Raw genomic sequence first — 14,200 nt, forward strand, 5'->3', positions numbered from 1 at the left:
TGGTTATAAATTCAGCTCCAGTCTTGCGAACAGAAAACGTCCATTATAGCCAAACTGGGTAGCCCTCCTGGAATACCGAAACTGGTTGTTGGTCGTATTCGCCGGATTCTCTACCAGGTCCGGATAAACGTCGAAAACGTTGTTAGATCCGACACTCAGTTTCAGGGCAGGAGTAAGTTTATATCCAACAGCCACATCTGTCACCACTTTCGCGGAGAAGGTCTGGTAGAACTTTGGATCATTGGTCGCCTCTTCTACACTGCCGAAATGCACATTGCGCAGGAAAGCATTGAACTTACCAATGTTATAAGACAATGTCAGGTTCACCTTCTCACGGGGAACGCTTCGTTCCAGATAGATCCTGCTGGCCCTGCTGAAATAGATACTTTCCTTGCCTTTCAGTTTTTCGGAGGCCTTGATCTCACCCACCCGCTGGGTATAGCTATACGTACCGGAAAGGTCGGCGCGGAAGGTACCCGTACCTAAACGGGTGCTATAGGTCAATACCAGGTCCACACCTTTTGTTTCAGAGTTAATGGCATTGGCGAAGAAGGCCGCCCTGTTGGCATTGGCCAGCGACAACAGCTGATATATTTCCTTATCGATCGCAGTGGCAGTATCCGCGTTGTTGCCGGAGAACTGGTCAGTATATACGATACGATCATTGATACGTGTGAAATAACCGTCCAGGGTCAGATTAAATTTCCTGAAACTACCGGTGAAACCGGCACTGATGCTTTTCGACTTCTCTGGCTTAAGCTCAGGAATACCCAGCAGTTGCGCCGGACGACTATCATTTGTGAAAGTACCCACTTCATAAGGTACGCCATCCACAAACAAAGTAGAGGTAGAAGAATAATAACGCTGATGCAGGGAAGGCGCTCTGAAACCGGTACTGGCAGATGCCCGGACAGCGGTCTTTTCACTCAGTTTATAACGGGTAGTCAGTTTACCGTTAAGCGTACTCCCGAAATCGTTATAATTCTCAAAACGTACTGCACCACCCAACAGGAAAGCATTTGTGAAGTTTGCCTCTACGTCCATATAGCCGGAGATAGCGCTGCGGGTCGCTTTAATAGCGTTCTCCGGACGGAACCCAGGGAATACCTGCGCGCCGCCGGGTCTTGCTGTACCATCGGGACCAAAGATCGTATTGATAGCGCCCTGTGGGTCAGGGATCAGAATAGGATTCCCATTGGCATCCGTACCCAGCTGCGATGCACGGCCATAGTCGGTATAGGAGTTTTCTGCACCAGCCACCAGTTCATATTGCTCAAAGCGATGTTCCGCACCAAAAGCAATGTCCAGTCCCTGTAATACATCCAGGCGACGGGAGAAATCGAGGTTCGTTGTATTCTGGGTGAATATAGGCCCTCCACAGGTAAAGCGTGTCGGAGAAGCTTTCTGTAGCGATGCATTCAGTGAGTTTTCCACTTTGAAACCAAATTCATTACGGCCATACGTATTACTGAAATCGACTTTCCAGTCCCCAAGATTACCTCTTATACCCGCTGCCAGTGAGCGGTCATAGATATCGCTCTGTATCATTGGCAGAAAGCCCAGTGGATAGATATCGATGATATTACGGCTGTCATGTGGCAGACGGTATACACCGGCAGCATCACCGTTACGATAGCCAATCCCTCCGAAGAAATAAACTTCCGCATTATTCTCCAGTGGGATATTGGCGTTTACAAAGAGTTGTGCACTGCGTAATCTGGATTGTCCGGCGCGCATACGGATATCATTACGGGTGATATTATTAGCCACCAGGAAAGAATCTGTTTTGTCAACACCACCGGGATATGTTCTGTAAATAGCCCCTTCCCATGGACCGGAACGGTTGGTATAATTACGATAGTCATAAGAACCGCCGAAGTTGATATAACCACCTTTTTGTCCGACAGGGATACCATAATTCACACCGGTTTGCACGGTTTGTCCGTCGATATTGTTATCTGCCTGCGAAGTTATGTTCGCACCGGTCGTCACATTCACTGTTAACCTGTTCACGGAACTTTTCAATATGATGTTGATCACGCCTGCAATGGCATCCGAGCCATACTGTGCGGCAGCGCCATCACGTAATATTTCCACACGGTCAATGGCAGCAGTAGGGATGCTGTTCATATCCGTACCAACCGCTCCACGACCGAATGTACCGTTTACATTGACCAGGGCAGTATTGTACCGGCGCTTACCATTGACCAATACCAGCACCTGATCCGGACCAAGACCGCGCAGGGAAGCCGGATCGATATGGTCAGTACCATCTGCCACTGTCTGCGTACCTGAACTGAAAGAAGGTGCGACATAGTTGAGGATCTGGTTGATAGATACCTGGGGCGCATCCGCCGCAATCCTTTTAATATCGATCACGTCAACAGGAACAGGCGTTTCTGTCTGCGTACGGGGCAGGTTACGCGAGCCCAGTACCACCAGTTCGTTCATCGTCGTACTGGATGCGAGTACCACCTCCAGTGAGGTGGTTTGTCCGGCGCTCACCGTTATCGTTTTACGTTGTGAAACAAAGCCTACATAGCTGATGAGCACTGTATGTGTGCCGGGTACTATCTCAAGCGAGAAACGGCCCTGGGCATTGGTGTAACCGCCTTTATTGGTATGTTCAATATGGACAGTTGCATTGGACAAAGGGCCTCTGCCATCTGTAACTGTACCGGTAATGGTGCCCGTCTGCGCATACGTAAGGGTTGACAGGCATAAAAATGCAAGAAATGGAAGCACAATGCTTCTCAGGTGGGTTACCACGTGTAACATAGGGTTCGATTTAGATTTAGTGTTTAAAGATTTCGGTTATCCGGGTTTTTATGGTTATAAGTCGGTCTTCCTGTTTTGTTGCTACATGTGTTGGCACTGTTCCTGGTCTACATCTAAAATACTAATTTGGAAGCGCATTTTATAATAACTTGCAAATAATCCAGTCACGATAACTTAAGGAAAATCCAGGTAACATGCGCAAGGTTTCATTATTACTGGCTATAACCCTCACCAGTACAGCTTATGCTCAGCAGCGTCCTGTAAAGAATGACGCATATCACTACAAAATAGAAAAAACGGTCACTGCTTCGCGTGGAGCGGTCGTATCTGCCCATCCCCTTGCGAGTCAGGCAGGATTGCAGATGTTGCAGCAGGGAGGTAATGCAGTAGATGCAGCCATTGCCACACAACTGGCACTGGCCGTAGTATATCCTGCGGCCGGTAATCTCGGTGGAGGCGGATTCATGGTCGCACATCTGAAAGATGGAAAGAACGTAACAATTGACTACAGAGAAAAGGCGCCCGGCGCCGCATCCAGGGATATGTATATCGACGCCAGTGGTAATGCCAATACCGACCTGAGTCAGGATGGACACCTGGCAGCAGGCGTACCCGGTACAGTTGCCGGTCTGTTTGCTTCTCTCCCTTATGCGAAACTGACGATACAGCAGCTCATTGCACCAGCTATCCTGTTAGCAGAAAAAGGCTATGCGATTACCGACAGAGAAGCAAAATCACTCAACAGAACACAGGAAGATTTTAAACAATTAAATACACAGGGCAATGCTTTTATAAAACCCACTCCCTGGAAAGCAGGCGATACACTCCTGCAAAAAGACCTGGCCGCCACGCTGAAAAGGATCAGAGATAATGGCAAAGCAGGCTTTTACGAAGGAGAAACGGCCCGTCTGATCGTAGCTGAGATGCAGCGCGGCCATGGTCTGATCTCTGCTGCTGATCTGAAAGCTTATGAAGCAAAAGAAAGAACAGCGGTTACTTTCGCTTATAAAAAATACGACATCGTCACCATGCCATTACCTTCCAGCGGTGGTGTAGCTTTACAGCAGATGATGGGCATGGTGGAGAAATATCCGCTGCATGACTGGGGTTTCCATTCCATTGCAGCCATGCACCTGATGATTGAAGCAGAACGACGCGCATATGCAGATCGTGCAAAATTCCTGGGGGATCCTGACTTTGTAAAAGTACCCGTAAAACAGCTGACAGATCCAGCTTATCTGCAGGCGCGTATGCAGGACTTCGATCTGAAAAAAGCCAGCGTCAGCACAAATGTTACTGCAGGCAACATCTACGAAAGTAAAGAAACCACACACCTTTCCGTAATGGATAATGAAGGAAATGCTGTTGCTGTCACCACTACCCTGAATGGTGGATATGGCTCCAAAGTAGTGGTAGGTGGTGCAGGCTTTTTCCTGAATAATGAAATGGACGACTTTAGCGTAAAACCAGGCGTACCTAATATGTACGGACTGATCGGCGCAGAGGCCAATGCGGTTGCTCCAGGCAAACGCATGCTCAGTTCCATGACGCCTACCATCGTGCTGAAACAGGGTAAACCCTATATCGTGACTGGTACCCCGGGCGGTTCCACCATTATCACTTCTGTATTCCAGACCCTGCTCAACCTGTTGGAGTTCAATCTCACCGCACAACAGGCAGTAGACGCGCCAAAGTTTCACCACCAATGGTTGCCGGATGAAGTATATGTAGAAGCTGACTTCGATCAGACGCCACTGAATGGCCTGAAACAGATGGGCTACAAGATCGAACCGAGCAGTCCGATCGGACGCGTGGAACTGATCAGGATTAATGGAAAAGGTCAGCTGGAGGCTGTGGGTGATAAGCGGGGCGATGACAGCGCCGCTGGTTATTGATAACAGCAAAAACTATTTATCATGATAGGAAAAATATATCTGGATAGCGTACTGAAAAGAATTGCCTATTATAAATCATTAGGTGATCAGACCATTACTGTGCTGACAGAACAGCAATTATACTGGCAACCCGAAGGCGAGCCTAACAGCATCTGCCTCATCATTAAACATATGAGTGGTAATATGCGCTCCCGCTGGACAGACTTCCTGACCAGCGACGGAGAAAAACCCTGGCGTAACAGGGATCTGGAGTTTGAAGCAGACGGGCTATCCGCAGCTGCCATTAAACAATTGTGGGAAGACGGCTGGAAATGTATGCTGGATGCGATCAGCGCATTGCAGCCGGAGGATCTGGAGAAGACGGTATACATCCGTAGTGAACCGCATATCGTGATCGATGCTATCAACAGACAACTGGCTCACCTCCCCTATCATGTAGGGCAAATTGTGTACATTGGTAAAATGATTAAGAAGAACGACTGGCAAAGTCTGTCTATTCCCAAAGGGAAATCACAGGATTTCAACCAGGAAATGTTCGGCAAAAAACAATAATAAATATGCGCATCCCATCACGGATACTCCTGCTCATGGCCCTGTCTGCCATCGTATTCAGCGCCTGCAACAGCCGTCGCAACAACGAACTGCTCATTCATAAGAAATGGCGTGTATACGATGTAGTAGTGCCGCCGGAAAGTCCGTATGACAACACACAGATCACACAGGCGATCGATCTGAAAAGAGGTTACTACACCAATGTGTATTATCAGTTCCTGGATAACAATTTATTCATCGCCACTATTGATAACAGACCTGATACCGGTAGATATACACTGCTGAGCGACGGGAAGATCATATCGGTGACGGCTGCCAACGGACTCCGTTCTTCAGCGGACAAGGTCACTGAAAACCTGGTAACGATCGTAAAACTGGACGCCACACACTTTGATATGAAAGTGTATACAGGCGAGTACTATTTCATACTGAAAACAAAAGCTGAGTAATATACGCATGGAGGCACAGTTCACACATTCCACGCCCACCAGCACCAGTAGCATTGCCGGAAAAGAATATCTCTTCTTTTCCGGTTTTTCTTATCTGGGACTGCATAGTCATCCGGCTTTCAATGTATTGCTGAAAGAAGGTATTGACCGGTATGGTACAGTATTCATTTCTTCCAGGATCGCTAATACACGGCTACATCTTTACGAAGAACTGGAACATGCACTGGCTGTGCACCTCCGGCAACAGGCTTCCGCCACATTCTCTTCAGGTTATCTGGCCTCGCAGGCAGCGGTACAGTATGCTGCCACACAGGGTGAGTTATTGTATGCACCCAATGCCCATCCGGCATTAAGAACAGGGAAACCAGTCATCCCGACAGATACGTGGGCGGACTGGGCTGCCAAAACAACAGAAAAAGTAAATGCGCATCCGGATCATACTTTTGTGATCGTTGCGGACGGAGTGAATCCTTTAACCAGTACTATCAATGATTTCAGCTGGCTGAATGAAATAAAACGGCAGGTATTGGTACTGATCGACGATTCGCATGGCATAGGAATTGTCTCTGATGACGGCAGTGGTATTGTCAGCCGTTTACCGCAATTATCTGCGGTACGCTATCTGCTTTCCGCGTCACTGGCAAAGGCTTACAGTACACAGGGAGGCGTCGTGGCCGGACATGCAAAAGATGTTGCCGCGATTAAAAAAACGCCCCTGTTCACAGGAGCAACACCGATGATGCCCGCCAATGCCTGGGCATTCCTGCAAAGCTTTCCCTTACATGCTGCACAGCTTGCGTTGCTACAGCATAAGATCAGGCACTTTGAAGGACTGGCAACAGGGATCGGGTATCTGTACAATCCTTTTCATTTACCCATATTTCTGTTAAAGGATCGTTCAGGCATAGAAAAATACCTGCTGGACCATGACATTATGATCTCTTCTTTTGGCTATCCGAATCCTGATAGTCCGCCGGTGAACCGGATCATCATTTCAGCCCAGCATAGTGACAAAGATCTGGAAGTATTGCACACATTACTCATAAACCAATAAGTATGTTACTTAAAAAGATCGGTACACTGCTGCTTTGCAGTTTTTCATTGTTAACCGCCAAAGCTCAGCAACAACCCAAAGAAAAGTCTTCCCTCTTATGGGAAATCTCCGGTAAAGACCTTAAAAGCCCATCCTGGTTATATGGCACCATCCATATCGTTTGTCAGGACGATCTGCACTTCTCCACCGCTACAAAGGAAGCCATCAAACAAGCCAAATCACTGTTCCTTGAGATTAACATGTCCGATCAGGAGGAAATGCAGTCCCTGCAGGCAGCCATGATGATGCCCGAAGGCTATTCCTTTAAAAGCTTCGTTAGTGATGCCGAGTACAAGCAATTAAAAGAATGGTGCCAGGACTCCATGCATATGGACGTGGCAGTACTGGACAGGTTCAAACCACTCGTATTGTTATCACTGATCACCAGACAGTACTTTACTTCCGTCTGCCAGAACCCTGCCTATTGTGAAGCAGAACTGGTGAAGCTTGCACAGGAACAGCAATTGCCTGTTCACGGACTGGAAAAGGCGCTGGACCAGGTGGCTATCTTTGACAGCATCCCTGATAAAGAAGAGGCACAGATGATCCTGAAAACGATCGGTGAACCTGAGAAAACACGCGAGACCTATTCACAGATGCTGAAATCTTACCGTGAACAGGACGTTACAGCACTGGCTAAGCTGATGACAGAAACAGAAGATATGGTACGTTATAAAGATATCCTGCTGGATGACCGTAACCGTAACTGGGTGCCTTTGATTGCAGCGGCAGCGGCAAAAGAACCAACCTTTTTTGCGGTAGGCGCGGGACACCTGGGTGGAAATACCGGTGTGATTGCGTTATTACGCAAGCAGGGATATACGGTGAAACCCGTACAATAAACTGTTAAAACATTGCCATAATTTACTTTTTACAGACGACAGGCAGCGATCCCGCGTTCTCATTGGGATTTTATCAACACATCACCGGATATTAAATCGTTGTTTTCATAGACTATTCAGCTATGGACTATGGACTAATTCAACTATTTTTGCCGGATTAAATCTCGCAGCCTGAAAAAAGTACGCAAAATATTAACTGTAATCTTGCTGAGTTTACTGGCCCTTGTTATCCTGATAAGCGTCCTGGTAAATATTCCGGTGGTACAGAACTTCCTGGTGCATGAGGCCACAAGCCGGCTATCCCAACAACTGAAGACCAAAGTTGAAATAGAGCACGTTAACATACGGCTCTTTAACAGTCTGCGGCTGGAGGGAACCCTGATCGAGGACCGTCACAAAGACACCTTGTTGTATGCCCGTGTATTACAATTGCGTATTACAGACTGGTTCTTCTTCCAGGAAAAACCAGTACTGAAGTTCATAGGGCTGGAGGACGCGGACGTGAACCTGATCCGTCACAGAAATGATTCATTGTGGAACTATCAGTTCATTATCGATGAATTCAGTGCCCCACCGGATACCACACACAAAAAGAAAGAAGGAAGTGGCGGCGTATCCCTTGATCTACGTAAAACGGACCTGCGTAATGTCCGTATTAATCAGATCGATGCCTGGATCGGCGAAGACATGCGTGTGGCTGCTAAACGCATTTATGTGGATGCCAAGAACATCGATCTTAATCTGCATAACATTGATATCCAGGAACTGACGCTGGACAAACCTACGTTTATCATTACCCGGTACCCGGCTTCTCCACTCCGTAAAAAGAGACCCGCGCCTCCTGCTCCGGAGCTGACAGATACTGCTGCCATCCCGGCCTTACGCTGGAACAGCGCCAACTGGAAGCTGCTGGTGAAAGAGCTTTCCATCAAGGACGGTACCCTCGGAGTAGATGACCTGGAAGATTCTACAAAGATCGAAGAGGGCTATTTTGCTCCGAATCATATTCGTTTCAATAGTATCAACCTCTCTCTGGCGAATACCAGTATGGTTAAGGACAGCATCCTCGGTGATCTGACCATGAGCACCAAAGAGCGCTGCGGTTTCCAGGTAAAGAAACTGACCGCGCGCTTTAAGATGTCGCCCGTTGAAATGGAGTTCTCCCATATGGACCTCATGACGAATCGCAGCCATCTGCGGGACTACTATACTATGCAGTATGCTGATATCAGCGATATGAACGATTATGTCAATGCCGTTTATATGCGCGCCCATATCGTGAACAGTAAACTGCATTCTGATGATATCGCCTACTTTGCCCCGATCCTTTCAGACTGGAAAAGAGAAATCCTGCTGAACGGAGACGCCAGAGGCCCTGTGAGCAATCTGAAAGCTAATAACATTGAATTACAGGCCGGCACAACCACCCGCTTACTCGGTGGTATCGAACTGCGAGGCCTGCCGGATATCAACAACACTTCTATTGATTTTCATGCAGATGAACTGCTGACCACCGGTGCAGATATCCTTAGTATCGCCCCTGAATTGAGGAATACAGATCCCCTGCGACTGGACCGTCTGACCAATATCCGCTTCGCGGGTAGCTTCACGGGGTTCGTGAATGACTTCGTTGCTTATGGTAAGTTCCAGACCAACCTGGGGAACCTGAACTCGGATATCAACTTCAAAACAAGCAAGGATATACCCGTGTATTCTGGTAGTCTGACAACAGATGCCTTTAACGTCGGCAGCCTGTTAGGCGTACCTGAACTGACCAGCACATCCCTCAGTGCAAAGCTGAACGGAGAAGGCTTCAACTTCAAAACCCTGAAGGCAGCGGTAGATGCAGATGTACAACAGATCACCCTCAACGGATATTCTTACAGCAATATCAAGACAAAAGGCGACATGAACCGTAAGTTCTTCAATGGTTCACTGACCGCTAATGATCCGAACCTGGATATGGACTTTGCCGGTACCATTGATTTCAACGAAGACGTGCCTGTCTTTGACTTTGATGCTGATATCCGTCATGGTAATCTGCGCGCCTTACAGCTGACCCAGGACTCCATTGTATTACAATCCAAGCTGGCGCTTAACTTCGCCGGTAGCAATATTGACAACTTTAACGGTTCCGCCAGAGTATATAACGTCTCCCTTTTCAAAGATCAACGCAGACTGGAATTTGACTCACTCAACGTGTCTACCCACTTTGAGAACAATGTGAAAGTACTGGCCATACAGGGTAGTGAGATCGGTGGATATGTAAAAGGGAATTACAGCTTCATGCAATTACCTGATGCCTTTCGCCTGTTGCTGAACAAATACTATCCCAGCTACTTCCCGGATGCACCAAAAGATGATATCCAGCAGGACTTCTCTTTTGCCTTCAAGATGGGGCAGGTGGACAAACTGATCCGTGGCTTCTCCAAAGATATTTCCGGTTTTGATAATTCTACCGTAGAAGGTTCACTGAATACGATCAAAGGGAATCTGGCCTTACAGGTGAATGTGCCGCTGGCCTCCTACCGGAATTTTCATTTTGAAGACCTGCAACTGAAGAGCTCCGGCACCTTCAATAAGATCGATATCAGCACAAGCATCGGGAAAGTATCTTCCGGTGATCGTGTATGGTTACAGCATCCCCTGATACTGGCCAACTCCGGCAGAGATACCTCCTATATCAAGGTAGACCTCCAGGCTGGTGACTCCTCCAACCTGGATGGATTCTATGCCCGGGTAGTGACCGTGCCGGAAGGTGTAAAGGTAAGTTTCCTGAACAGCGCCTTTACAGTCAATGAGCGGCAATGGAATGTAACACCGGGTAATGAGATCTACTGGAGCAAAGACTTCCTGACGATCAATAACCTGCAGGTGACCAGGAATGAGCAGAGTATCACAGTTGAAACCAATGAGTTTAACCCGGATGAGTCCAGATTCATCGTCAACCTGAAAAACCTCAATCTGAGTGATGTGATCCCTTCCCAGCTGACTGCTTTACGCATAGAAGGCTTTGCTGACGGGAAGATCGATATTTCTGATCCTATACATAGCCTGGCCGTTGATGCCAATATCACGACCAGCGAATTACGTATCGATAATGACTCCATTGGTCTGGTAGCCTTTGAAGGTGGATACAGACAGGAAACAGATGACGTGACCTTTTCTGTAAGATCAGAAAATAAAGGAAAGAATCTCTTTGCAGAAGGGCTGATCGGTGTGTCCGAAACCAATAACCGACTGGAAGCTAACGTAGAACTGAACGGTACATCGCTCAGTATACTCGATCGCTTTGTAAACGAGTATGTAACAGATCTGAAGGGTAATGTAAGCGGAAAATTGTCTGTTGCCGGTACGACCAAGGTACCGTCGGTAAGGGGAAATCTGCGTATTGACAGTGTTGGGGTCAGGGTGTTATACCTGGGCACCAAATATACGATCCCGCGACTCAATGTGAATGTGGATGATAACCTGATTGAGTTTGGCAACTTCACTATCGTTGATAAGAATAACAGCAGGGCAAGCGCCAGCGGTTATATTTCTCACGATCATTTCAATAATCTGAACTTCGACTTTGATGTGACTGCCCGCAACTTTGTATTTCTGAATACGGGAGCGGCAGACAGCGACCTGTTCTATGGTGATGTTATATCAGATGGTAAGGTGTATTTCTCTGGTCCGCTGAATGATCTACAGTTGCGCATACAGGCCCGACCGGGTAAGGGCACCCATTTCTATCTGCCATTGTCGGACAGTAAAGATATCGGCCGTTCGGATTATATCACCTTTAAGAGCTATGGTACAGAGCTGAAGGAAGAAAAGAAAAAGAAGAAAGATAACGTGCGTCTGAACGTGAAACTGGATATTTCGGCTACGCCGGATGCACAGATCGATGTGATCATGGATGCTGCTTCCGGTGATATGATCTCTGCAAATGGTAACGGTAACCTCCAGATCATGGTAAATACGGAGGGTGATTTCAATATGTTCGGTAACTATGAGATCGTATCCGGGTCTTATAACTTTACCCTGCAAAGACTGACCAGCTGGAAGTTTGACATTGATAAAAGCAGTACCATCACCTGGAATGGTGACCCTAATGAAGCAAAAGTAGATGTACACGCTAAATATACCCTGCCTAAAGTCAGTCTGTATAACCTGGTAGGAACGGCATCCACCGCAAGTGACAAGCTGGCTACCCGTACTGAAAGAGTGGATATCCTGATCAACCTGCGTAATGAGCTGATGAAACCGGATATCACTTATGAGATCAATCTGCCAGAAGTAGGCTCCCTGGCCTATGAAAGTGGTGTCGCTGCCAAGCTCCGTGAGGTGAACCAGGACCAGAACAAAGCCCTGCAACAGATGGCGGGTCTCCTGTTGTTCAACCAGTTCCTCCCGGAAGATCCTAACTCCGCCGGCGGTGCAAACGTGGCGACTACCGGTAAGAACAGTGTGGGACAGGCACTGAGTGCACAGGCATCTGCCATCCTGAACAATATCACCGGTGTACTACTCAAGAACAGTGGTATCGGCATCAACGTAAATTATCGCGCTTATAACATTGGTAACCAGGACAATGCGTCTCTGGACCGTAACCAGGTGAGCGCCGGTGTGACCAGTAACCTGTATAACAACAGGATCAGACTGTATGTGGGTGGTGACTATGACTGGGGTAAGGCGAATACGTCTGCTAATGCGAACCGTTTCGCGGGTGACTTTCGGGCAGAGTACCTGCTGACACCAGAGGGACGTGTACGTATCAATGCGTTCAGTAAGTCGGATTATGATGTGTATAACCTGGTAAACCGTAACAAGGCGGGTTTGGGTATCTCTTATGTACGTGAGTATAACAAGTTTTCCGAACTGTTCAATGAACGGAACCGGCGCCGTATGCTGGACTCTATGCGTAGAGCAGAAGCAGCCAGACTGGAGGAGAAAGAACGGGAAGACAGAAGGGAAGATTCCATAAAGAGAGTGAAGAATTAACTGTCAGGCACTTAAGTATTGATAAGTCAGAGATAGTGATAAAGGAGGGATAGACTTCGGTAGGCGTTAAGGTAAGTCAGACATACATCGGAGCCGATATAAAGGGGAAGACGAGGTGGACTTGATCGGGACATGAGGTGGACTTGAGCCGATGTAGAGGGCAAGATCAGGACAACTTAAGTAAGCACAAATACGATCTGTATTTATATATAAAAGCGAAGGCGCCTCCGGAACGGAAGCGCCTTCGCTTTTATATTAACTTTCGCAACGATCTCTGTTGCATTTGAATTACCCTTTCAGGATCTCATGACCCAACTTATCGCGTTTGGTCTTGAGATAGAACTCGTTATGCGGATTCGGATGTACCTCGATCGCTACATTCTCCACGATTTCAAGACCGTATCCATTCAGACCGGCTCTTTTACGTGGGTTATTGGTGATCAGGCGCATCTTGGAGATGTTCATATGACGGAGGATCTGTGCACCAACGCCATAGTCGCGTTCATCCATTTTGAAGCCCAGTTCCAGGTTAGCCTGAACTGTATCGCGGCCTTCTTCCTGGAGTTTATAAGCTTTCAGTTTGTTCAGCAGACCGATACCACGACCTTCCTGGTTCATATACAGGATCAGGCCTTTTCCTTCACGTTCTACCATTTCCATGGCTTTGTGCAGCTGTTCGCCACAATCACAACGGAGGGAATGAAGGATATCGCCGGTTACGCAGGAAGAGTGAATACGCACGAGTACAGGTTCACCTTTCTCCCAGGTACCTTTTTTCAGTGCCATATGCAGCTCGCCTGAGTTAAGCTGTTTAAAAGCGACGAGTTCGAAATCACCGTATTCAGTCGGCATGTTTACGGTTACCTGTTCCTCGATCAGGGTTTCTTTTGCGAGGCGGTATTCGATCAGGTCTTTTATGGAGATCAGTTTCAGGTTAAACTGGTCGGCAATTTGGCGTAATTCAGGGAGACGAGCCATGGAACCGTCTTCGTTCATAATTTCCACCAGTACGCCAGCAGGTTCAAAACCAGCCAGTCTGGCCAGGTCGATCGTTGCTTCCGTATGGCCGGTACGACGAAGTACGCCACCACTTTTTGCTTTCAGGGGGAAGATATGTCCTGGTTTACCCAGTTCTTCCGGGCGGGTATTAGGATCAATCAGGGCCTGTACGGTCTTGGCGCGGTCATGTGCAGAGATGCCGGTGGTACAACCGTGACCCAGGAGGTCAACGGATACGGTAAAGGGTGTCTGGTGCAGGGCAGTGTTGTCGCGCACCATCATTTCCAGTTTCAGTTCCTCGCAACGCTCCTCCACCAGGGGGGCACATATTAAACCACGGCCGTAACGGCTCATGAAATTGATGATCTCCGGTGTAACGTTCCTTGCTGCTGTAACAAAATCTCCTTCATTCTCCCTGTCTTCATCATCCACCACTATTACCAGCTTACCATTCCTGATATCTTCTATGGCTGATTCTATTGTATCTAACATAGAGCTTTATTATAGATTAATGTGCAAAGTTATGGTAAAATAAGAACTGTTCACTTTCCTTTCTGGTTACTTTCAGGTAAGCCGATGCATATATTATTATATGTATATCAA

8 protein-coding genes are annotated in these 14,200 nt (G+C 47.6%); 6 read left to right on the forward strand and 2 right to left on the reverse strand.

Annotated features, from left to right (window positions below):
* Positions 1 to 3: 3 nt before the first annotated feature.
* Entirely contained in the window at positions 4 to 2,778 is a 2,775-nt protein-coding gene (locus BMZ72_RS26860; RefSeq protein ID WP_089812893.1) for a TonB-dependent receptor, read from the reverse strand.
* 194 nt (positions 2,779 to 2,972) lie between these two features.
* On the opposite strand from BMZ72_RS26860, the gene ggt reads away from it, so the two are divergent.
* The 6 genes from ggt to BMZ72_RS26890 all read left to right on the forward strand — a co-directional run bounded on the left by ggt (position 2,973) and on the right by BMZ72_RS26890 (position 12,598).
* Positions 2,973 to 4,673 carry a gamma-glutamyltransferase gene (gene ggt / locus BMZ72_RS26865; RefSeq protein ID WP_089812895.1) on the forward strand — a complete coding sequence of 567 codons (1,701 nt, stop codon included), beginning with the start codon at positions 2,973 to 2,975 and terminating at the stop codon, positions 4,671 to 4,673.
* Between the two features lie 21 nt (positions 4,674 to 4,694).
* A complete protein-coding gene (locus BMZ72_RS26870; protein WP_089812897.1) occupies positions 4,695 to 5,225 on the forward strand; it encodes a DUF1572 family protein in 531 nt (176 codons plus the stop codon).
* Positions 5,226 to 5,230: 5 nt separating this feature from the next.
* Entirely contained in the window at positions 5,231 to 5,674 is a 444-nt protein-coding gene (locus BMZ72_RS26875; protein ID WP_089812899.1) for a hypothetical protein, read from the forward strand.
* Positions 5,675 to 5,681: 7 nt separating this feature from the next.
* Positions 5,682 to 6,728: a pyridoxal phosphate-dependent aminotransferase family protein gene (locus tag BMZ72_RS26880; RefSeq protein WP_089812901.1), complete on the forward strand. Its 1,047-nt coding sequence runs from the start codon at positions 5,682 to 5,684 to the stop codon at positions 6,726 to 6,728.
* 2 nt (positions 6,729 to 6,730) lie between these two features.
* Positions 6,731 to 7,609 (forward strand): TraB/GumN family protein, encoded by an 879-nt coding sequence (locus BMZ72_RS26885; RefSeq protein WP_089812902.1) that lies wholly within the window; start codon positions 6,731 to 6,733, stop codon positions 7,607 to 7,609.
* A 204-nt stretch (positions 7,610 to 7,813) separates the two neighbouring features.
* Positions 7,814 to 12,598 (forward strand): translocation/assembly module TamB domain-containing protein, encoded by a 4,785-nt coding sequence (locus BMZ72_RS26890; RefSeq protein ID WP_089812904.1) that lies wholly within the window; start codon positions 7,814 to 7,816, stop codon positions 12,596 to 12,598.
* A 288-nt stretch (positions 12,599 to 12,886) separates the two neighbouring features.
* On the opposite strand, the gene BMZ72_RS26895 is transcribed toward BMZ72_RS26890, so the two are convergent.
* On the reverse strand, positions 12,887 to 14,089 hold the full coding sequence (locus BMZ72_RS26895) for a bifunctional 3,4-dihydroxy-2-butanone-4-phosphate synthase/GTP cyclohydrolase II (protein ID WP_089812906.1): 1,203 nt from the start codon (positions 14,087 to 14,089) through the stop codon (positions 12,887 to 12,889).
* Positions 14,090 to 14,200 lie beyond the last annotated feature (111 nt).

The organism is Chitinophaga sp. YR627, assembly GCF_900114995.1.
Taxonomy (GTDB): domain Bacteria; phylum Bacteroidota; class Bacteroidia; order Chitinophagales; family Chitinophagaceae; genus Chitinophaga.